14 protein-coding genes, 1 tRNA gene and 1 pseudogene are annotated in these 21,093 nt (G+C 60.0%); 3 read left to right on the forward strand and 13 right to left on the reverse strand.

Going from position 1 to position 21,093, the window contains the following annotated elements:
- The 9 genes from ACIPIZ_RS02820 to ACIPIZ_RS02860 form a co-directional block, all read right to left on the reverse strand.
- Nucleotides 1–1,023, reverse strand: coding sequence for an ABC transporter permease (locus ACIPIZ_RS02820; protein ID WP_064390288.1), 1,023 nt, complete (start codon nt 1,021–1,023; stop codon nt 1–3).
- Entirely contained in the window at nt 1,023–2,087 is a 1,065-nt protein-coding gene (locus ACIPIZ_RS02825) for a microcin C ABC transporter permease YejB (RefSeq protein WP_064390289.1), read from the reverse strand. The genes ACIPIZ_RS02820 and ACIPIZ_RS02825 overlap by 1 nt, the downstream gene beginning before the upstream one ends.
- The gene (locus ACIPIZ_RS02830) at nt 2,074–3,915 is read right to left on the reverse strand and encodes an extracellular solute-binding protein (RefSeq protein ID WP_401163843.1); all 1,842 of its coding nucleotides are present in this window, start codon (nt 3,913–3,915) and stop codon (nt 2,074–2,076) included. Before ACIPIZ_RS02830 ends, ACIPIZ_RS02825 begins: the two co-directional genes overlap by 14 nt.
- Before the next feature lie 226 nt (nt 3,916–4,141).
- Nucleotides 4,142–6,796 (reverse strand): TonB-dependent receptor, encoded by a 2,655-nt coding sequence (locus tag ACIPIZ_RS02835; RefSeq protein ID WP_064390291.1) that lies wholly within the window; start codon nt 6,794–6,796, stop codon nt 4,142–4,144.
- A gap of 118 nt (nt 6,797–6,914) precedes the next feature.
- Complete coding sequence (locus ACIPIZ_RS02840) at nt 6,915–7,418, reverse strand: RES family NAD+ phosphorylase (protein ID WP_064390292.1); 504 nt, start codon at nt 7,416–7,418, stop codon at nt 6,915–6,917.
- Nucleotides 7,415–7,891 (reverse strand): antitoxin Xre/MbcA/ParS toxin-binding domain-containing protein, encoded by a 477-nt coding sequence (locus ACIPIZ_RS02845; RefSeq protein ID WP_177330956.1) that lies wholly within the window; start codon nt 7,889–7,891, stop codon nt 7,415–7,417. The genes ACIPIZ_RS02840 and ACIPIZ_RS02845 overlap by 4 nt, the downstream gene beginning before the upstream one ends.
- A gap of 270 nt (nt 7,892–8,161) precedes the next feature.
- Entirely contained in the window at nt 8,162–11,083 is a 2,922-nt protein-coding gene (locus ACIPIZ_RS02850) for a TonB-dependent receptor (protein ID WP_122660637.1), read from the reverse strand.
- A 139-nt stretch (nt 11,084–11,222) separates the two neighbouring features.
- The gene (locus ACIPIZ_RS02855; RefSeq protein WP_236430683.1) at nt 11,223–12,179 is read right to left on the reverse strand and encodes a FecR family protein; all 957 of its coding nucleotides are present in this window, start codon (nt 12,177–12,179) and stop codon (nt 11,223–11,225) included.
- The gene (locus tag ACIPIZ_RS02860; RefSeq protein ID WP_064390295.1) at nt 12,176–12,682 is read right to left on the reverse strand and encodes a sigma-70 family RNA polymerase sigma factor; all 507 of its coding nucleotides are present in this window, start codon (nt 12,680–12,682) and stop codon (nt 12,176–12,178) included. Before ACIPIZ_RS02860 ends, ACIPIZ_RS02855 begins: the two co-directional genes overlap by 4 nt.
- A gap of 297 nt (nt 12,683–12,979) precedes the next feature.
- Here ACIPIZ_RS02860 and ACIPIZ_RS02865 point away from each other — a divergent pair, with 297 nt between their 5' ends.
- Entirely contained in the window at nt 12,980–14,698 is a 1,719-nt protein-coding gene (locus tag ACIPIZ_RS02865) for a hydrogenase maturation protein (protein WP_401163846.1), read from the forward strand.
- Between the two features lie 112 nt (nt 14,699–14,810).
- Here the strand turns inward: ACIPIZ_RS02865 and ACIPIZ_RS02870 are convergent.
- Nucleotides 14,811–14,885: transfer RNA gene (locus tag ACIPIZ_RS02870), tRNA-Gln, on the reverse strand.
- A 174-nt stretch (nt 14,886–15,059) separates the two neighbouring features.
- Nucleotides 15,060–15,512: a hypothetical protein gene (locus ACIPIZ_RS02875; RefSeq protein WP_150648215.1), complete on the reverse strand. Its 453-nt coding sequence runs from the start codon at nt 15,510–15,512 to the stop codon at nt 15,060–15,062.
- A gap of 52 nt (nt 15,513–15,564) precedes the next feature.
- On the opposite strand from ACIPIZ_RS02875, the pseudogene ACIPIZ_RS02880 reads away from it, so the two are divergent.
- A pseudogene (locus ACIPIZ_RS02880) lies at nt 15,565–15,660 on the forward strand (AraC family transcriptional regulator); the annotation flags it as partial.
- A gap of 44 nt (nt 15,661–15,704) precedes the next feature.
- Here ACIPIZ_RS02880 and ACIPIZ_RS02885 read toward each other — a convergent pair.
- Nucleotides 15,705–17,903 carry an OsmC domain/YcaO domain-containing protein gene (locus ACIPIZ_RS02885; RefSeq protein ID WP_401163848.1) on the reverse strand — a complete coding sequence of 733 codons (2,199 nt, stop codon included), beginning with the start codon at nt 17,901–17,903 and terminating at the stop codon, nt 15,705–15,707.
- Between the two features lie 221 nt (nt 17,904–18,124).
- Here ACIPIZ_RS02885 and ACIPIZ_RS02890 point away from each other — a divergent pair, with 221 nt between their 5' ends.
- Nucleotides 18,125–20,737 (forward strand): EAL domain-containing protein, encoded by a 2,613-nt coding sequence (locus ACIPIZ_RS02890; RefSeq protein WP_401163851.1) that lies wholly within the window; start codon nt 18,125–18,127, stop codon nt 20,735–20,737.
- A gap of 5 nt (nt 20,738–20,742) precedes the next feature.
- Here ACIPIZ_RS02890 and ACIPIZ_RS02895 read toward each other — a convergent pair whose 3' ends face one another.
- Nucleotides 20,743–20,958, reverse strand: coding sequence for a hypothetical protein (locus ACIPIZ_RS02895; protein WP_064390300.1), 216 nt, complete (start codon nt 20,956–20,958; stop codon nt 20,743–20,745).
- Between the last annotated feature and the right edge of the window lie 135 nt (nt 20,959–21,093).

Consider the following 21,093-nt stretch of genomic DNA (forward strand, 5'->3'; position numbering starts at 1 on the left):
TCAAGTCCTCGGATCAAACGCATCGCGGCAGGCTTCGCCGATGAAAACCAGCAGTGAAAGGATCAGCGCCAAGGCAAAGAACGCGGTCAAGCCCAGCCACGGTGCTTGCAGATTGCTCTTGCCCTGACCGATCAACTCCCCCAGCGAAGCACTGCCGGCCGGCATGCCGAAACCGAGAAAATCCAGCGCTGACAAGGTCGCAATCGCGCCGGTGAGAATGAACGGCAGATAGGTCAGCGTGGCGCTCATGGCATTGGGCAGAATGTGTCGAACGATTACCTGCGCATCGCCCACACCCAGCGCGCGTGCCGCTTTCACATATTCCAGGCCACGGCTGCGCAGGAACTCGGCCCGCACCACATCGACCAGACTCAACCAGGAAAACAGCGCCATGATCCCCAGCAACCACCAGAAATTCGGCTCGACAAACCCGGACAGAATGATCAGCAGATACAACACCGGCAGCCCCGACCAAACCTCCAGCAAGCGCTGACCGATCAAATCGACCCAACCGCCGTAGTAGCCCTGCAACGCCCCGGCGGCGATGCCGATCAGCGCACTCGCCGCGGTCAGCGCCAAGGCAAACAACAGCGACACGCGCGTGCCGAAAATCACCCGCGCCAGCACGTCGCGCGCCTGATCGTCGGTGCCCAGCCAGTTGTCGCCACTGGGCGGACTTGGCGCCGGCTCCGTGAGGTCGTAATTGACCGTGTCGAACGCGAACGGAATCGGCGCAAACCACATTCGCCCGCCCTGCCCCTCGATCAATTGCCGCACCTGAGCACTGCGATAGTCCGGTTGAAACGGCAACTCACCGCCAAAGTCCTGCTCGGTGTAGCGCTTGAACGCCGGGAAATACCAGTCGCCCTGATACGTCACCAGCAGCGGTTTGTCATTGGCCACCAGCTCACCGCCGAGGCTCAGGCCGAACAGTGCGAGGAACAGCCACAACGACCACCAGCCACGCCGATGTGCTTTGAAACGCGCCCAACGACGCTGGCCTATTGGAGATAACGTCAGCATCAGGCAGCCCTCGCGGTGAAGTCGATACGCGGGTCAACCAGCGTGTAACAAAGGTCGCCGAGCAGTTTTATCAGCAGGCCGAACAAGGTGAAGATGAACAGCGAACCGAACACTACCGGATAGTCGCGCGCGACCGCCGCTTCGTAACTGAGACGGCCGAGGCCATCGAGAGAAAAGATCACTTCGATCAGCAACGAGCCGCCGAAAAACACCGTCACCAACGCTTGCGGCAAACCGGCGACGACCAGCAGCATCGCATTGCGAAACACATGGCCGTACAACACCTGCCTTTGACTCAGCCCTTTGGCGCGCGCGGTCACCACGTACAGTCGCGAGATCTCGTTGAGAAAGCTGTTCTTGGTGAGGATCGTCAAGGTCGCAAAACCGCCGATGACCAAGGCAGTCACCGGCAGCACCAAGTGCCAGAAATAGTCGGCCACCTTGGCCCACGGCGACAGTTCGGCGAAGTTGTCCGAGACCAGTCCGCGCACCGGAAACCAGTCCAGCGCCGTGCCACCGGCAAACACCACGATCAGCAGCAGCGCAAAGAGAAATCCCGGCAGCGCATAACCGATGATGATCGCCACACTGCTCCAGACATCGAACGCCGAGCCGTTGTGTACGGCTTTGCGAATGCCCAGCGGAATCGACACCAGATAGGTGATCAGCGTCGCCCACAGGCCCAGCGACACGGTCACCGGCAGTTTCTGCCAGATCAATTCGGTGACGCTGGCACCGCGAAAGAAACTCTGGCCGAAATCCAGTTGCGCATAGCTTTTGAGCATCAGCCACAAGCGCTCGCTAGCAGGTTTATCGAAGCCGTACTGACGCTCGATATCAGCCACCAGTTTCGGGTCCAGCCCCCGGGTGGCGCGAGACTCGCCGCCGACGGTTTCGACATGGCTGGAACCCACCGCGGCCCCCACGCCAATCCCCTGCAAGCGCGCAATGGCCTGCTCGACCGGGCCACCGGGTGCGGCTTGCACGATAACGAAGTTGACCAGCAGGATCGCGAGCAAGGTCGGCACGATCAGCAGTAAACGCCGCAGGCTATAACCCCACATGGCCGTACTCCTTGTGCATCTGCGTTGCGGTCAGTGCGGTCGGGCTGATTTCCCACCATGTGTCGAGGCCGGCGTCATACAGCGGCGCAATCGCCGGACGGCCGAAGCGGTTCCACCACACCGTGGAAATTCCCGGTGGGTAATAGTTGGGCACCCAGTAATAGCCCCACTGCAACACCCGATCCAGCGCATGAGCATGGCGCAGCAGACTCTCGCGATTGTCGGCCTGCACCAGCCCTTCGAGCAGCGCATCGACGGCCGGATCGCGCAACACCATGTAATTGTTCGAGCCGGGATCGTCGGCGCCGTCGGAGCCGAAGTAATTGAACATCTCCCGGCCCGGTGCCTGACTCACCGGGTAACCGGCGACGATCATGTCGTAGTCGCGATTGCGCACGCGGTTGGTGTATTGCGCGGTGTCGACCTGGCGGATGTCGAAGCCGATGCCGATCTGCGCCAGGTTGCGTTTGAACGGTAACAACAGCCGTTCGAAACCTTTCTGGCCGTTGAGAAACGTGAAGTGCAGAGGCTCGCCATTGGCGTTCACCAACTGATCGCCCTGGGGTTTCCAGCCAGCGGCCTCCAGCAGGTTCAGTGCCTGCAATTGTTCGGCGCGGATATTGCCACTGCCGTCGGTTTTCGGTGCTTCAAACACCGTGGTGAAGACTTCATCGGGAATCTGGCCGCGCAACGGCTCAAGAATCTTCAGCTCTTCGGCATCCGGCAATGCAGTGGCCGCCAGTGCGCTGTGGGAGAAGAAGCTGCGCTGACGCAGGTACATGCTGCGCATCATTTGCCGGTTGCTCCATTCGAAATCCCAGAGCATGGCGATCGCCTGGCGCACGCGACGATCCTGAAACGGCGGTTTCTGCAGGTTGAACACAAAGCCCTGTGCGCCTTGCGCAGCACCCGGTGCGAGATGCTCACGGAGCAATTTGCCTTGTTCCAGCGCAGCCCCCGCGTAGCCGATGGTGAAACTGGTGGCAGAGAATTCGCGGTTGTAATCGAAGCCGCCGGCCTTGAGCACCTGCCGTGACACGTCGGTGTCGGCGAAAAACTCCACGCTCAGTTGATCGAAGTTGTACAGCCCGCGTGTGATCGGCAGATCCTTGGCCCACCAATCCTGCACACGCTGGAATTTCACGCTGCGCCCGGCATCCACCGCGCTGATGCGATACGGGCCGCTGCCCGGCGGAATCTCGAAACCGCCGCCCTCGGCGAAATCGCGGGTGCGCCACCAATGTTCGGGCAGCACCGGCAGTGTCGCCAGGTCCAGCGGCAAGGTGCGGCTGTCGTTGTTCTTGAAGAGGAAGCGCACTTGCGTCGGCGACTCCACGACGACTTCAGCGACATCGCGAAACTGCTGACGGTATTTGAGGCTGCCCTGGGTGGTGAACAGCTCGAAGGTGTAACGCACGTCTTCGGCGGTGATCGGTGTGCCGTCGTCGAAACGCGCCTTCGGGTTCAGGTAGAAGCGTATCCAGCGGCGATCCGGATCCAGCTCCATCTGCTGCGCCACCAGACCGTAGACGCTGTAGGGTTCATCCTTGCTGCGATAGGCCAGAGGCGCGTAGAGCCAGCCATCGATGTCGGCCACGCCGGTGCCTTTGTCGGTGTAAGGAATCAGGTGGTCGAACGGGCCACTTTCCAAGGAAGACCGGCGCAGGCTGCCGCCCTTCGGCGCGTCGGGGTTGGCGTAGGCCAGGTGCTGGAAGTCGGGGGCATATTTGGCGGGTTCGCCGTACACCGTTAACGCTGGTTGCAGGGCGGCCCAACTGAACGGAGTCAAAAGCGCGAAAGCGCTGAATAAAATGAGCCTTGAGAACATGGGCAGATCCTTTTACACGGTGTTGCTACTGGCCTCTTCGCGAGCAGGCTCACTCCTACAAAGGTCTGCGGTGAATACAAATCCAATGTAGGAGTGAGCCTGCTCGCGATAACGCCGGAACAGTCACCACACATCCTGCCTACCTGTGATGTGCAACAGGCCGGCGATTTTTATAGGGCAGGCTTTAGATCAATCGGTGACTAAAAACCGCCATCTCTGAGAATTTTCAGAACTTGTAACTGACCCGCGTGTAAAGCGTCCGGCCAAACGGGTCGCTGTATTTCGGGTCGTAGCCGCTCTGGAACGTGTACGTCTGGTTGCTGAACGGTGGTTCGCGGTCAAACAGGTTTTTCGCGCCGAGGGTCACGCTCAGGGTCTTGCGCCAGGTGTAGGTGCCGGCCAAGTCCCAGACGTTGTACGAGCCGACGTAATCGTGGGTGTCGCGATCGGAGTCGTGGTAACCGCTGGTGTAGCGGTTGGTCAGGGCCGCGCCGAACGGGCCGTAGTTCCAGCTGCCGGTCAGGCTGTGACGCCAGCGCGCCACGGCACCCGCCGACGCAAAGTCACCGCCACGGAAATCGCCGAGCTTGTCGATGTAGTCGCCCTTGAGTTGTTGCTGGTAGTCATAGCGGGTGACGTAAGTGCCTTGCAGGCCGATGCCGAAATTGCCGTACGGCGTGCTCGGCAAGCGGTAATCGAAGCTGACATCGACACCATTGGTCTTGATCTTGCCGAGGTTGGCCAGGCCGGTGACGATATGATCGATGGAGCCATCCGGCTTGCGCACCAGGCGATCCGGGTACAACTCAGGGTTCTCGAACACCGCCGATTCCGGAAACTCGGCAATCTGGTTGGCGATGTCGATCCACCAGAAATCCAGCCCGGCGCTCAGGCGTTCGAACGGCTGGTAGACAAAGCCAAGGGTGACGTTGCGTGCGGTTTCCGGGCTCAGATCGGTATTGCCACCGCTGGTGCGATTGAACTGCTGCGCGCAGTCACGGTTGGCGATGCCGCCATTGCTCGGATTGCCGCCAGCGCACAAGCGCGGATCGTTGTAGTTGGCATTGGTGAAACTGGTAAAGGTCGGGTTGTACAGCTCATACAACGACGGTGCGCGGAACCCTTCGCTGTAGGCACCGCGCACCACCAGTTCCTTGAACGGCTGGAAGCGGAACGAGTATTTCGGATTGGTGGTGCTGCCGAAGTCGCTGTACTTGTCGTGGCGTACGGCGGCGGACAGTTCGAGGCTGTCGAGCACCGGCACATTGACCTCGGCGTACTCGGCGGAAACGCTGCGATCCCCGGCAACGCTGCCGTTCGGATCAACACCAAGGCTTTGCACGTCGCCGGCAAATTGCGCGAAATCCTGATGGAAGTCTTCCTTGCGATACTCGCCGCCCAGTGCCAATGCCGAAGGGCCGGCGCCGAACCAGTCGCCGATTTCACGACTGATGCGCCCGTCGATGGCCTTCACTCGCCCTACCGCCGTGGCGTAATCACCGTCCACCGCGTTGGCCGCCAACAGCGCGGAACCGGCAGCCGTCTGCGGACCGAACGGGTTGATCACGCCATTGGCAATACCGGCACTGACGGCGCGGTCGTTGACGTAACCGTCCTGAATGCTGTTGACCACTTTGTTCTGGTTGTACGAGGCGCCGAGGTTGTAATCCCAGCCGACCAGCGTGCCGTCGAAACTCAGCAGCAAGCGCTGACTGGTGTTGTCGTCTTCGTGCTGACGCGCGCCAACGGCGGTTTCGCGCCAGTTCACATCGACCGGTTGCGTCGGGTCGAGGGCAAAACCGTTCGGCCCTGGGGTGATGCCGTTGCCCGGATAGAACGCCGTGCCGGGGTTGACCTGATTACCCATCAACGTGCCTGGGCCGATTTGCGTGCGGTTTTCGTTTTGCGCCCAGAAGTATTCGAGGCTGACGTTGTGATCGTCCGACAGCTTGCCGGTGGCTTTGGCGAAGGCCGAAGTCTTCTCCGTTTCCGGCACCAGATCGAGGTAGTTCCACAGGCTCTGCCGGCAGATGCCGTTGCGCGCCAGCAAACCCGGTGCGTTGCAACCGGAACCGGCCAAAGGGTTGGTGGCGTTACTGCCCTGGCTCCAGTTGGCCGGCGAGGCGGTGCCGGAGGTGTAATCAAGTCCGCGGTTGGGCTGATAGTTGTAGGTGTAGCCGCGATCCTCAGCGGCCAGGCGTTGCTGCTTGTCGTAGCTGACCACACCAAACACGTTGAAGCGATCCTCCTGCAAATCACCGAAGCCCCAACTGCCGCTGAAGTTGCGGCTTTCACCGCCCCCCGAATGGGTTGGCGTGTCGTAGTTGGTGCTGATCTGCCCTTCGGTAAGGCTGGTCTTGGTGATGAAGTTGATCACCCCGCCAATCGCGTCGGTGCCGTACAACGCCGAGGCGCCATCACGCAGCACTTCGACACGGTCAATGGCGGCGAACGGGATGGTGTTGAGATCGACACCCGAGCCGTTGATCGCATTGGTGGCGTTGTTGCTCAGACGCCGGCCGTTGAGCAGCACCAGGGTTTTATTCGGGCCAATGCCACGCAAATCCGCATACGACGCGCCGCCACTGCTCGACCCTACCGAGCGACCGGAACCAACCGAAGACTGGTTGGCGGATATCCGGCTGACCAGCTCCTCGGTGGTGGTGACGCCCTGCTCGCGCAACTCTTCGACGCGCAGGATGGTCACCGGCACTGCGGTTTCGGCATCGACGCGGCGGATTGCCGTGCCGGTGACTTCCACCCGTTGCAGCTGGGTCGTGGGTTCGTTTGCCGAACTGTCAGCGGCGATGGCCGGCAGCGTGTTGATAGCCAGCAGCAAGGCCAGGCTCAAAGGCGATTTGACGGGTGAAAACTGAATCATGAACAGCCATCCCTGCGTTTTGGTTTATGCAGGGATGTGCAATGACGAATAAGGATTTATAGAGGGCGACTTAGACTGTTGGGTGCTGAGGTTATGCAAAGAATGCCATGCCTCCGTATCAAGCCGATGCCATCTCCCGCAGCAACCGTGTATCCAGGCCAAAACGTTCTTGAGAGACCATCTTGAACTGCCCCGCTGCCAGGTCGCAGCTCACCAGCAGATTCCACGAGTGGCGGGTTGCCGCCGAGGGAATCAGGACAAACGGATGCTCATCCAGTAAAGCGTCGGCAAACCGCTGTTGATTGGGCGACGGCCACGCGGGACTCAACCAGTAAGGATTCGGTACCTCTTCAGGCTGAACGACTTTGACCCGTGCATCGCGGATGACTTCAAAGCACGTCAGCACATATGGCTCTCTGTCCAGTGCATCAAAACTATTATTGGCCGCCACCTCCAGAATGGCCGAGGACGGGTCGACAGATGCATAGACGACTCGCCGGCCAGGCGCATTCCATCGACCGCCCTTCAGTTTTGAACCCATCCCGCTGTCCCACGTATCTCCATAGGCCTCCTGATCCAGGCGCCAGCCATACCAGTGACCGTCCCAGGGCAAAGGATTCATGGGTAACCCCCATACAGAACCCGACACAAGTATTGCTCGACCATCTGGAAACCCAGCGGATGGTGAGTCAACGCCAACGGCACGTAGCCGTTAAGGTAAGGGATGGATTTCTGCATCCATATTTCCGCCTGTGACAGCCCCCCGAACGCACGAGTGGCCATCTCCAGCACCAGCGCATATTGGTAGGCGACAACACTCTGCTGTGAGTCGAGCCGTATCGATTTGCCTTCCTTCAACAGCCGCTGCACGGTTCTGACAGACCTGCCGGTGATGCGTTTGACCATGTCTTCGCGCAGGTACATTTCGGAAGTTGAAAGCATGTTGACGACGTCGCTCAGCTCAAAGCCCTCCTCGGTAAGGCGGACAATCAGCATGGCGTCGTCACCGAGGTCCTGGCCGTTCACGAGTAGCTCGACAGGCTTGCCCGCGACCTTCTTCAGCCCCGTCAGCCGGGGCACTTTTGCTGTGGACATCGCGACATCCTCCATGGGGCATCTGGCGCGATCGTCGATCCAGAAGTTGCGCAGGGAATAAACAGAGGTTTCATGCTCAATGAGTGGGGTACGCATAATCGATCCTTTATCTGGGAGCCTGAGCGTTCAAGCTGCTCAGCGACTTCAATGTCAGATCCAATGCTATAGATCGCGCTTCCGACGACCAACCTGAAAAGGTCGTCGGAAATATCCCCTGCTTGCCGCAAAACCCGCCATTTTCCGTAGGACGTAAACGCGAGATACCTGCCCTCAGCCGCCGAAGTGATAACTCACGTCCAGCCACCATTGCCGCCCGTACGGGTCATAGTTGCCGGTCGGGTAGTACGGCCAGCCTGCCGACTCATCGTGTTTAACCTGATTGAGCAGGTTGTTCACGGTCAGCCCGACACTCGCCCGATCATTGAGTTTGTAACGTGCGCTGGCGTTGAACACCGTCCAGGGCGACAAACGCCCGTCCCCTGCGCCATTGGTGACCGAACCGTAGCGAATGCCCATCAGCGTCGCCGTGGCTTTTTGATAATCCCAGGTCAGGCTGGCGTTGACCTTGCTGCGCCAGTCGTAGTTGGTGCGCGAGGTGCGCCAATCCTGGGTCGGTGCTTCGTCCGACTCCTTGTAGTAATGCGACAGCACCAGGGTGTAACCCAGCGCCGAACTGAAGGCGCCGTATTGCCCGGCGCCCCAGCGGATGTTGCTCTTGAAGTCCAGGCCACTGACACGTTCGCTGGCAGCGTTGATGGCATTCACTCGCACGCGCTGCAACTGGTTCGGATCAATGGCCGCGTTGCCGGCGTTGCGATCGATGCGTGCCAGGGTCGATTGGCAATTGGCCGAGTTGATGTCCTGGATGCCATTGCGACATTCGTTTTCTTCTTGCAGCAAACGGTTTTCGTCGACGGTGGTCAGCAAATCGTCGATCTCCACACGCCAGAAATCAGTAGAGAAATCGAAGTTGCGCGACGGCGACCAGACAAACCCGTACGTCCAGGATTTACCCCGTTCAGACTCCAGATTCGCGGTGCCGCTCTGGGTGTAATCGACCCGCCCGCGATCACAGGCGCCCTCCACGCCCTGGCTGCAACCGTAGTAGTCGATCTGCGCCGGGTAGTAACCGTTGCTGTCGGATTGATAGATGTAGTTGAGGTCCGGCGCGCGGAAACTGGTGCCGTAACTGCCGCGCAGCAACAGGCTGGTCACCGGACGCCACTCCAGACCGAGGTTGTAGGTTTTCTGTTGCTCGGTGCGACCGCTGAACTTGTACTGATCCCAACGCCCCGCCGCCGTGGCCAGCACGGTGTCGGTGACCGGAATGCTGAACTCGCCGCCCGCCGCATAACGCTTGCGCGAGCCACCGGAGCTTTGCGCCGGGCTGACGCCGTAGAAACTGCCATCGTTGAGGCCGTCATCCGGGTCGACGCGGTATTCCTGCTTGCCCGCCTCCAGCACACCGGCAAACCCCACCGGGCCGGCCGGCAGATCAAACAGATCGCCATTGACCGAAGCGTTGTAACTGGTCGACACCGATTTGCTGCTCTGGGTCAGGTTGCCGCGAAACTGCTGCCATTCCTGCGGCGTCAGCGGCCGGTCGAGCCGCGAGGCATCCGGGGCGAACACCGGATAACCGCCGCTCACGCCCAACTGCGGACCGAGGTAAAAATCCTGGATCGATGATAGCGGCGTATAACGGGTGGTCCTGACGCTGCGATATTCCGAGCGATTGGCTGCCAGATCGTAACTCCAGCCGGTGTCGGCGATCTTGTCGGAGAGACCGAGGGTGCCGGTCCACGACGTGTCGCGCCACTTGCTGTTATTGCTGGTGCGCCCGCCGATTTCCTCTTCGCCGAAGCGCCGATACCAGCGCTCAAGATTGCCGCTGTTCTGATTGATGAAGTCCGGCGAGGTGAAGGTCGGGCCACGGGTGTTGTTCTGGATATGGTCAAGGCCGTACATCAAGTCGGCGAAGACCTGGCCGCTGTCGCTGAAATGCCAGGTGCCACGCGTGTAGCCGTCGTAGTTTTCCTTCTGGGTCTGCACGGTCCAGTAATCGTTGTACATCTGATCGGTGCGGCAACGCCCGCCACTGTTGAACAACTTGTTGTCGAACGTGCCCTGATAGGCGCCGCAACCCGGGCCGAGATAGCGACTGTTGCTCAGATCGCGGCGGTAGCCGACATCCGCCAACGGGCCGCTTTGCATGAAGCCACGGTCATCGGCCCAGATCGGGTCACGATTGGTCAGCTCGAGGCCGAACAGGCCGTCGAAATCCCCCCAACTGCCGCCGCCGCTGATCTGCAAGCGCTGGTTGTCGCCGCCACCGCGCTCGCTGGTGCCGCCCTTGAGGTTGACGTCGACACCGTTGATCTTGTCTTTGAGGATGATGTTGACCACCCCGGCGATCGCATCCGAACCGTAGATCGCCGAGGCGCCGCTGCTGAGAATTTCGATGCGTTCGATCACCGCTGAAGGAATATTCGCCAGGTTGGTGAAATTGACCTTGCCGTCGTACGGCGTGGGGTAATCCGCCACACGCCGGCCGTTGATCAGCACCAGCGTATGGTTGGGGCCGAGGCCGCGCAGGTTCAGCGCGCTGGCGGCCGGTTGCCAGGTGTTGCCGTAGTCTTCGCCTTGGGTCATGCCGGTGTTTTGCGTCTGGGTGGCCAAGGCGTCGTAGACGTTCTTGTAGCCGCGCGCTTCCATTTCTTCATGGGTGATGACGTTGACGGGCGTCGCGCCGTCGCTCTGTGCTCGGGCGATGCGCGAGCCGGTGACGGTGACTTTTTCCATGCGGTAATCGGCGTTGGTGACGGGCGCCACGGCAGTGACTTTGGCTGGCACTGGTGCGGCAGCGTCAGCTTCACGAATGCTCAAACCCTGATTGCTTTGCTCGACTTGCAGGCCGCTGCCGAGCAAGGCCTTTTCCACCGCTTGCCGGCCCCCCAAGGCACCCCGCACCGCCGGGCTGCGCTTGCCTTGCACGAGATCCTGACTGAAGGAAATCGGCACGCCGGTCTGCCGCGAGATATCCAGCAGCACTTCGTCGAGCGGGCCGCTGGCGATGTCGAACGTGAACACCGCCGCAACGGCTTCCTGCGCCAGTGCTGGCAACGGCGCAACACCCATGGCCAGTGCAGCGGCGAGGGTCAGTCGAGGTAATTGTTGTTTGAATGAGAACATCGAGGGGCTTCCCTGTTGAAGGCATCTGCAGGGAATGAGCAGCGGGCCGGCGCTTTTTATAGGCCGGCATTTAGGCCAAGAAGTCATATCCCTATAACCGAATAGAACGCACCGCGCTGCCGCAGATCTTGAAAGCTGCTTACAGGGGGTTGGCGCGGGGGGCGATGGAGACCCAATAGGGGTTGTGCCAGGTCACGCGGATCGGCAGCGAACGTTCGAGCAATTGCAACGTGCGGTCACTGTCATCCAGCGGATAGAGACCGCTCAGGCGCAGATCGGCGACCTGCGGACTGACATGCAAAATGCCCCGCCGATAGCGACGCAGGCTGTCGATGACTTCACTGAGCGGACGGTCGCGTACCTCCAGCCGACCTTGCGTCCAGGCGCCTTCGTAGCCTCTGCTGCGCTCCATGGACAGCACGCCAGCCGCGTTGAAAGTCAGACTCTCACCCGCACCGACCACCTGCCGCGCGCCACCCGCCGTGAGCACTTCGACCTGCGAATGGAGCATCACCAGACGCGTGGAATCGTCGCCCTGCTGCACCAGAAACTTCGTCCCCAACGCGCGCATGCGACCGTGTTCGGTCTCGACCACAAACGGTCGCGACGGATCCTTGGCGACGTCGACCAGCAACTCACCACTGCGCAGTGCCAGCAACCGCTGAGTGCTGTCGAACAAAGGCACCACCCGGCTGCGCGCATTGAGGGTCAACGCGCTGCCATCCTGCAGGGTGAAATCGCGCCGCTCTCCGGTGCCGGTCGACAGCTCACCCGCTTCGGGCAGCCAGCCGTAACGCCGACCGAGCAAACCGGCCAACACGGCAACACCGAGCACGCTCAAACTGCCGCTGATAAAACGCCGACGACTCGACGGCGCATTCAGACTGTGCAGCAGACTGTTGCGTGGCAATCCACTCAGGCTCGGATTGCGCAACAGTTTCAACCCACCGCCCATTTGCTCGATGATCTGCTGATGCCGTGGATCGGCCGTGCGCCAGGCATCGAACGCCGCCCGCTCGCCGAGGCTGACGTCGCCCGACTGCAACAACGCCATCCATTGCGCCGCCTCATCGACCAGCGTTTCGTCGGGCCTCATGCCTGCATCGCCTGATAGCAACGCTTGAACGCTTCAACCATGTATTGCTGCACGCGACTGGTCGACACGCCGAGACGCTGGCCGATCTCGCTGTAAGTCAAACCGTCGAGCTGGTGATAGAGAAACGCCGCTTTGGCTTTGGCCGACAGACCGTTGAGCAGGCGATCCACCGCCAGCAACGCCTCGATCACCAGCGCGCGTTCTTCTGGCGATGGATGCACCGGTTGCGGCGCCAGTGCCAGACTTTCCAGATAGGCACGTTCGAGATCCTGGCGACGCCAGCCTTCATAGACCAAGCGCCGGGCAATGGTGGTCAACAGTGCGCGCGGCTCAAGAATGGCCGTTGGATCAGGCAGCGCCAGAACCCGCAGAAACGTTTCCGATGCAATGTCCTGCGCACCGTGCGGGCAACCCAACGTGCGGCCGACAGCCGCGCACAGCCAGCGATAGTCCTTTTGGAACATTTGCCCAATGATCTGGTAATGCGGGTTATGCCCACCCATGCCTTGCTCCCTGAAACGGGGTCCACCCGCTGCGAAAAATCATCGTTCTGCCGGGATCGTCCGGCTCTGATCAGGCGCGACTGTGCAATAGCGTCGAAAACATTTGAAGGAATAAAAAATCATCATAAACAAACTATTTTGCATAACACCTTTCATCACCGCAGAAATGCTGGCCAACACAACGTTGACCCTGGTCACGAGTGCACGCCTGGACACTGATTAATCTTCCGGCTCCATCGAAGGCCAGGGACGGCTCACTGGGAGCCCGCGGCTGATCCCATTCAAGGAAGAACATTCATGCGACCACTCAACATCATCCTGCTGTCGTCGGCGTTCAACGGCCTGACGCAACGCGCCTGGCTGGAATTGCGTCAGGCCGGGCACTCGCCCAGCGTCGTCCTGTTCACCGACGAAACCGCGGTATGCGAACAGATTGAACACAGCGGTGCGGACCTGGTGATCTGCCCGTTCCTCAAGGATCGCGTACCGCAAGCGTTATGGCGCAACACGCAACGTCCGGTGGTGATCATTCATCCAGGCATCGTCGGCGATCGTGGTGCCAACGCGCTGGACTGGGCGATCAGCAACGAACTGTCACGCTGGGGTGTCACCGCCCTGCAAGCGGTGGAGGAAATGGACGCTGGCCCGGTCTGGGCGACGTGCGAATTCAATCTGCCGTCGGGGCTGCGCAAATCTGAGCTGTACAACGGTCGGGTCAGCGATGCGGCGATTCGTTGCATTCGCGAGGTGGTGGAGAAATTCGTCGACGGCTTTGTGCCGGTGCCGCTGGATTACGCTAATCCGACCGTCCGCGGCCGCCTGCAACCGAACATGAAACAGGTGGATCGCAGCTTCAGCTGGCACGACTGCGCCCGCTTCATCAAACGCAGCATCGATGCTGCCGATGGCCAGCCGGGGGTGTTGGCAAGCCTCGCCGGCGGCCAGTATTACGTGTACGACGCACATCTGGATACGCGCAGCGGCCTGCCCGGCGAGATTCTCGCTGTGCACGACGATGCGGTACTGGTGGCGGCAGGCGATCACAGCGTGTGGCTCGGTTCGCTACGGCGCAAACCACAACCGGGTGAAGAAACCTTTAAGCAACCGGCGCGGCATGTGCTCGCCGGGCAATTGGCCGATGTGCCGAGACTGGACTGGTCGATCGCCAGCCAGCCGTTCAGCGACGAGGCGTATCAACCGCTGCGTTATCGGGAGTCGGGGCATGTCGGCGAGCTGACCTTCGAGTTCTACAACGGCGCGATGAGCACCGAGCAGTGCCAGCGCATGGTCGAAGCGTTGCGTTGGGCCAAGTCGCGCGACACGCGTGTGCTACTGATCAAGGGCGGGCGTGGCAGCTTTTCCAATGGCGTGCATCTGAATGTGATTCAGGCGGCGCAAGATCCCGGCGCCGAGGCCTGGGCGAATATTCAGGCGATCGATGATGTCTGCGTAGAGCTGTTGAGTGCGCGGCAACTGGTGGTCAGTGGCGTGACCGGTAATGCCGGCGCCGGCGGTGTGATGCTCGCGTTGGCGGCTGATATTGTCTTCGCGCGGGCCGACATCGTGCTCAACCCGCACTACAAGAGCATGGGTTTGTATGGCTCGGAATACTGGACGTACAGCCTGCCCCGCGCAGTCGGACCGGCAATGGCCGAGCAATTGACCCAGGCGTGCCTGCCGGTCAGCGCCCATCAGGCGCTGCAATTGGGCATGGTTCAGGAAGTCGGCCCGCGCTGCCCGGATGAGTTTGCCCTATGGCTGCTGCAACGCGCCAATGCCGTGCTTAGCGATCCGACCTACGCCGCCGTGCGCGAGCGCAAGTCGCGCATTGATCAAGTGCTGATTGAGCAATGCCGCGACAGCGAGCTGCAAGAAATGCAGGAAGACATGCTCTACAACCGCAGCGGGTTTGCCGAGAAATGCCACCACTTCGTCTACAAGCGCAAGGTGTGCGGGACACCGGCGCGGCTGGTGGCGGATTGGGCGCGGGGGCAGAAAGTCGAGTTGGCAGGTTGAATCGACGGTGAATGGGCTGGATCGGCTCGCGATGGCCTCGGCAGATCCAGCATTTAACACATCGCAGGCATAAAAAAACGCCAGTTCTCGCGAACTGGCGTTTTCTTGAATATGGCAGGGGCGGCTGGATTCGAACCAACGCATGGCAGGATCAAAACCTGCTGCCTTACCGCTTGGCGACGCCCCTGTATCTCACACCGTGTAACTGTCTGTGTGCGAATGCGCGGCAATTTACCAACATTCGTTGCATCTGTGAAGCAAAAAATGAAAAAAATTTGTTTTAAAACAGCCAGTTATTATTTTTCAGGGGCTAGAAGGCGCTCTTGGGGCCATTTCGCCCGCCAGGTGATCGCCAAATCTGTCACTGATTTCGATGCATTCCCCGCTTGAGCACCGCCAACGAAACACGCGGCACGATCATCTTTTCGATCAGCGCAACCACTTCCTTCGCGCCAAAACAACGAAACATCACGCACCCGGCATCGGTATCCAGGCGGATGATCCGAGTGATGAAACCGCCGTCGATACACACGCCCTTGATCATTCCGATCGGAATCTCGATGTCCAGCGTGCCGTCCTGCACCAAGCGGTTCATGGCGTTGGCGTTGAGGTGCAGTGCGGTTTTGGTCAATCGCATTCTGCCGCCGACCCACAGGCCACCATAGGCTTGCTGGAACGATTGCATCACCCCGGCCAGCACGTTCACATTGCCGGCGCCGACGCTGTCGTAGAAATTGCCGACCTCTTCGTAATTCACTTCAACGTCGGCCACCAGAAAGTTGACCAGTTTGGATTTGACGATTTTTTCAGGCATTCAGGGATCTCCATGACCTAAGGGTTATTCCATGCACTGCAAACCCAGCGCACTCAGAGATCAGCCGCTGTTTTTCTGTTACCAGAGCGGCTATCCCGAGACGCTTCAAGAGCAATGGCAAACGGACATCTACGTGCCGTTGCAGTGAACGCAAAACCCGTGGTGAAGGCATTCCTCACCACGGGTTTTCATTTACCGGGCGGTAAAACTGGCCCGCGCCGTGTGCAGCTTCTTGTAACTCTCGATCAGGCGCAGATGCCGATCCAGACCTTCCAGCTTCAGGCTGGTCGGCGTCAGGCCGTAGAAGCGCACGCTGCCATTGACCGAACCAATCGCCGCGTCCATGCGCTCGTTGCCGAACATGCGGCGGAAGTTGGCTTCGTAGTCTTCCAGTTGCAGATCCTCGTCCAGTTCCATCTCCAGCACCACGTTGACCGCTTGATAGAACAAGCCGCGCTCGACGGTGTTGTCGTTGTATTGCAGGAAGGCTTCGACGAGGTCTTTGGCCTGATCGTACTTCTGCAAGGCGAGGCAGATCAGCAGGCGCAGTTCCAGAATGGTCAGCTTGCCCCACGGCGTGTTGTCATCGAACTCGATGCCGATCAGCGTAGTGATCTCGGTGTAATCGTCCTGCTCGCTGTTTTCCAGGCCTTGGGCAAGATTGCGCAGGCCGACCTTGCTCAGGTTGTGCAGGTTGAGGATATCGGCACGAAATTGCAGGGCTTTGTTGGTGTTGTCCCAGATCAGGTCTTCGACCGGGTAGATCTCCGAGTAATCCGGCACCAGAATCCGGCAGGCCTTGGCACCGATGTGCTCGTAGACCGCCATGTAGACTTCCTTGCCCATGTCTTCGAGGATGCCGAACAACGTCGCGGCTTCTTCGGCGTTGGAGTTTTCGCCCTGGCCCGAGAAGTCCCACTCGACGAATTCGAAATCAGGTTTGTCACTGAAGAAACGCCACGACACCACACCGCTGGAATCGATGAAGTGCTCAACGAAGTTGTTCGGCTCGGTAACGGCCTGACCGGAGAAGGTCGGCTGCGGCAAGTCATTCAGGCCTTCGAAACTGCGGCCCTGGAGCAATTCAGTGAGGCTGCGTTCCAGCGCCACTTCCAGGCTCGGGTGCGCGCCGAACGAGGCGAACACGCCGCCAGTGCGCGGGTTCATCAGGGTCACGCACATCACCGGGAATTCGCCGCCCAGCGATGCATCCTTGACCAGCACCGGGAAGCCCTGCTCTTCCAGGCCTTTGATGCCGGCGAGGATGCTCGGGTACTTCTCCAGCACTTCTTGCGGCACGTCCGGCAAAGCCATTTCGCCTTCGAGGATTTCGCGTTTGACCGCGCGCTCGAAGATCTCCGACAGACACTGCACCTGCGCTTCGGCGAGGGTGTTGCCAGCGCTCATGCCGTTGCTCAGGTAGAGGTTTTCGATCAGGTTGGACGGGAAGTACACCACTTGATTGTCCGACTGGCGCACGAACGGCAGCGAGCAAATGCCGCGCTGAGTGTTGCCGGAGTTGGTGTCGAACAGGTTCGAGCCGCGTAGCTCGCCATCGCGGTTGTAAATCTTCTGGGTGTACTCGTCGAGGATTTCCGTCGGCAACTCATCTTTCGGGCCAGGCTTGAACCATTGCTCGTCCGGGTAATGCACGAACTCGGCGTTGGCGATCTCTTCGCCCCAGAACTGATCGTTGTAGAAGAAGTTGCAGTTCAGGCGCTCGATGAATTCGCCCAGTGCCGAGGCCAGCGCGCCTTCTTTGGTCGCGCCCTTGCCGTTGGTGAAGCACATCGGCGAATGCGCATCGCGAATGTGCAGCGACCAGACGTTGGGCACGATGTTGCGCCACGAGGCAATTTCAATCTTCATGCCCAGGTCAGCCAGAATCCCCGACATGTTGGCGATGGTCTGCTCCACCGGCAGATCCTTGCCGGCAATGAAAGTACCAGCGTCCGAACCTGCAACCGGCATCAACAGCGCCTGGGCATCGGCGTCGAGGTTGTCGACTTCTTCGATGATGAACTCAGGGCCGGTCTGCACGACCTTCTTCACCGTGCAGCGATCGATCGAGCGCAGGATGCCCAAACGATCTTTCTCGGAAATGTCCGCCGGCAACTCGACCTGAATCTTGAAGATCTGGTTGTAGCGGTTTTCCGGGTCGACGATGTTGTTCTGCGACAGGCGAATATTTTCCGTGGGGATGTTGCGCGTGTCGCAGTACAACTTCACAAAGTAAGCCGCACACAACGCCGACGACGCCAGAAAGTAGTCGAACGGCCCCGGTGCCGAACCATCGCCCTTGTAGCGGATGGGCTGATCGGCGATCACCGTGAAGTCGTCGAACTTGGCTTCAAGTCGAAGGTTGTCGAGAAAGTTGACCTTGATTTCCATGCGGGATTACCAGAATACGGCTAAACGAATGGCCGCCATTATCCGGTTTTTGCGCGGGAAGTCTTGCCCTTTCGGGATTGGCCGCTGATCGGCGTCCTGCACTTGGGGAGGCAATTCGCGCGGGTTTCACTACGCTTTCAGTGCAGTCGCCCAGAAGAATCTGAACATTGCGCCCGTGCCAGGGTTCTAGATTCAGAAGACAGCGGATCAAGGACGAGCACATGGACATTTCCAGCTATGCAGCCCCGCTTCCACCGCGCCAGAGCGCCGTCACTCGCCGCCTGGCCTTCGCGGTCGGAGCGCTGTTCGTCAGTGGCGTGATTGCGGCGGCGGTCGCTTTGCTGGGTATCGCCGAGCGCCTGGACAGCGAAGAGATCAACAAAACCCGCTTTTACTCGGCTCGCGCTCTGGAAAACCGCATCACTGCCTCGAAAAACTACATCACCAGCTACGCCTACTGGACCACCGCCTACGAGCATTTGAGCGGTCAGGTCGACACCGATTGGGCCTACACCGAGCAGAACCTCGGCAAAACCCTGTTCACCAGTGACGGCTATGACGGCGTGTTCGTGCTGAACCGCGAAGGCACCCGTTACGCGGTGGTGCGCGGGCAAATGGTCGATGCCGAGCTGCCCGCGTTCGTTCAGGTGAGCGCCACGGAGTTACTCGATCAAGTGTTGGGCCAAGGTGATCTGACCAAACCGGTCAGCCGCTATTCACTGTTCGAAGGCTGGCCGGCGCTGGTGTCGGCGGCGGCGATCATTCCCAACGATGAGCGGCCCCTTGGCGACCCACAGACCTCATCGGTGCTGGTGTTCGTCGACAAACTCACACCGACCAAGTTGCGTCTGATTGGCAGCGGTTACGGCTTGAACAACCTGACCCTGGCGCCGGACGAGACCATCGACCCGCAGCGCCCTCGGGTGCCGCTGGACAGCACCGGTTACAGCCTGATCGCTGATCTGGAACGGCCCGGGCAACATTTATTGTGGTCATTGCTGCCGCCACTCGGCGCGACGATTGTGGTGCTGATGCTGCTGACCGCGTACTTCTTCCGTCACGCCTTGCGATCATCGCAGTACGTCGACCAGAGTTTTGCCGTCATGCAAACCTCCAATCAAGCGCTTGAAAACGCCAACCGCGAACTGGAAGCCAGTGAAGAACGCTTTCGCGCCGTGGCCGAAGCCGCGTCCGACTGGATCTGGGAGGTCGATCGCGCCCTCGCGCTGACGTACCTGTCGGCGCGCTTCAGCGAAGTGACCGGTTACCCGCAAACCCTGTGGTTGGGGCAAGACATCCGCCACCTGTTGAGTTGTGACACCACGCCACTGGAACTGTGGCTGAGAAACCTCACCGAGGAGAACAGCGCCAGTGACTTGCGTTGCACCTACCGTGACCACTCCGGCCAGCAGCGCCACTGTCGGCTGTCCGCGCGGCCGATCTTCGACAAGCACGCGGTCATTGGCTATCGCGGCACCGCCAGCGACATCACCGACGAAGTCGCCGCCCATGCGCAGATCCAGCACCTGTCGATGCACGACGCCCTCACCGGCCTGCCCAATCGCAACAAACTCGCGCGTTATCTGGATGAAGCGCTGCTGCTCAAGGAGCACGCGCCGCCATTGTCGCTGCTGATGATCGACCTCGATAACTTCAAACCGATCAACGATTCGCTCGGCCACCCGGCCGGTGACGCCGTGCTGCAGGAAGTCGCCGTGCGCCTGCGTGAGTGCACCCGCGAACATGACATCGTCGCGCGACTGGGCGGCGACGAATTCATCGTGGTGCTCAACGGCATGGACAGCCATCATGAAATCGACAAGTTCTGCACCCGCCTGATCGGCAGCCTGCATCAACCGGTGGTCTTCGAGCAGCATCCGTTGCACATCGGCGCCAGCATCGGCATCGCCCTCAGTCGCCGCCACGGCTACATACCCAGCGACCTGATCCGTTACGCCGACATTGCCCTCTATCAAGCCAAATCCGAGGGCAAAAATACCTGGTGCTATTTCGAAGCGCACATGAGCGATCAGATCCAGACCCGCCGGCAGATGGAAGACGACCTGCGCCACGCGCTCAAACACAACGAATTCATCCTGCACTATCAGCCGCGCTACAAGATCGATGGCAAGCACATCGTTTCGGTCGAAGCGCTGGTGCGCTGGCAGCATCCCACCAAGGGATTGCTCGGCCCGGACCTGTTCATCCCGCTGGCGGAGCAGACCGATCTGATTGTCCCGCTCGGCCGCTGGGTGCTGCGCGAGGCCTGCGAAACCGCGCTGGGCTGGCCGGAAGACATTCTGCTCTCGGTCAATCTGTCGCCCGCGCAGTTTGCGGTCAGCGATGTGGTCGAGGATGTTCGCGAAGTGCTGGTGCAAACCCGTTTCCCGGCCAGTCGCCTGGAACTGGAGATCACCGAAAACGTGATGCTCAACGACACCGACGGCGCCCTGACCACCATGAATGCCCTGAAAGAACTCGGCGTGCGCCTGAACATGGATGACTTCGGCACCGGTTATTCATCGCTGGGTTACCTGCGCGCTTATCCTTTTGACGGGATCAAGATCGACAAGCGCTTCATCGCCTCGATCAGCAGCGGCACCAATGATCGCGCGGTGGTGCAGGCGATCATCGGCCTGGGCAAAGCCATGGGCCTGACCGTGACGGCCGAAGGCGTCGAGACCGAAGAGCAATTGGATATTCTCGGGGTCGATCAATGCAACGAGGTGCAGGGGTACTTCATGAGTCGGCCGATCGACAAAATCGCGTTTGCTCGGCTGTTGCAGGACTCCAGAGGTGTACAGCTGAAATCAAAAAAGGGTCGGGTAACCTGAGCGTTTTAGCTGGGTGATCGACCCAATTCGGCGGTAAACACATTGCCCGCATCACGCACCAACTGCCGCCACTCGGCGCTGGTGATCAGACCTTGCTCTTCCATTTCATCGGCGGCCTTGAGCAGTTCGTCGTACTGTTGTTCCGGGTCCAGACGCATCTGCGCTTGCGTCGCCAGTTTTCGCCATGCCGCCAATTTGTCTTGTTTGCGCTGATCGAACATCAGGGATGATCTCGTGAAGGGCTCCACGGGTAGAAAGAAACGAGATCGCGATGGTTCAGCGCAGTCGACGGATGGACTACTTGTTTCCAAAGGGCTTCGCCGATCAGCAATGATGGATACACCACCGCCTCTGTA

Origin of the sequence: Pseudomonas sp. NPDC087690 (assembly GCF_044743175.1) — a bacterium.
Taxonomy (GTDB): domain Bacteria; phylum Pseudomonadota; class Gammaproteobacteria; order Pseudomonadales; family Pseudomonadaceae; genus Aquipseudomonas.

Bases quoted from the DNA above. Each gene is read 5' to 3' on its own strand.
- ACIPIZ_RS02820 (WP_064390288.1), bottom strand. From the start codon at position 1,023: ATGCTGACGTTATCTCCAATAGGCCAGCGTCGTTGGGCGCGTTTCAAA.
- ACIPIZ_RS02825 (WP_064390289.1), bottom strand. From the start codon at position 2,087: ATGTGGGGTTATAGCCTGCGGCGTTTACTGCTGATCGTGCCGACCTTG.
- ACIPIZ_RS02830 (WP_401163843.1), bottom strand. From the start codon at position 3,915: ATGTTCTCAAGGCTCATTTTATTCAGCGCTTTCGCGCTTTTGACTCCG.
- ACIPIZ_RS02835 (WP_064390291.1), bottom strand. From the start codon at position 6,796: ATGATTCAGTTTTCACCCGTCAAATCGCCTTTGAGCCTGGCCTTGCTG.
- ACIPIZ_RS02840 (WP_064390292.1), bottom strand. From the start codon at position 7,418: ATGAATCCTTTGCCCTGGGACGGTCACTGGTATGGCTGGCGCCTGGAT.
- ACIPIZ_RS02845 (WP_177330956.1), bottom strand. From the start codon at position 7,891: ATGTCCACAGCAAAAGTGCCCCGGCTGACGGGGCTGAAGAAGGTCGCG.
- ACIPIZ_RS02850 (WP_122660637.1), bottom strand. From the start codon at position 11,083: ATGTTCTCATTCAAACAACAATTACCTCGACTGACCCTCGCCGCTGCA.
- ACIPIZ_RS02855 (WP_236430683.1), bottom strand. From the start codon at position 12,179: ATGAGGCCCGACGAAACGCTGGTCGATGAGGCGGCGCAATGGATGGCG.
- ACIPIZ_RS02860 (WP_064390295.1), bottom strand. From the start codon at position 12,682: ATGGGTGGGCATAACCCGCATTACCAGATCATTGGGCAAATGTTCCAA.
- ACIPIZ_RS02865 (WP_401163846.1), top strand. From the start codon at position 12,980: ATGCGACCACTCAACATCATCCTGCTGTCGTCGGCGTTCAACGGCCTG.
- ACIPIZ_RS02875 (WP_150648215.1), bottom strand. From the start codon at position 15,512: ATGCCTGAAAAAATCGTCAAATCCAAACTGGTCAACTTTCTGGTGGCC.
- ACIPIZ_RS02885 (WP_401163848.1), bottom strand. From the start codon at position 17,903: ATGGAAATCAAGGTCAACTTTCTCGACAACCTTCGACTTGAAGCCAAG.
- ACIPIZ_RS02890 (WP_401163851.1), top strand. From the start codon at position 18,125: ATGGACATTTCCAGCTATGCAGCCCCGCTTCCACCGCGCCAGAGCGCC.
- ACIPIZ_RS02895 (WP_064390300.1), bottom strand. From the start codon at position 20,958: ATGTTCGATCAGCGCAAACAAGACAAATTGGCGGCATGGCGAAAACTG.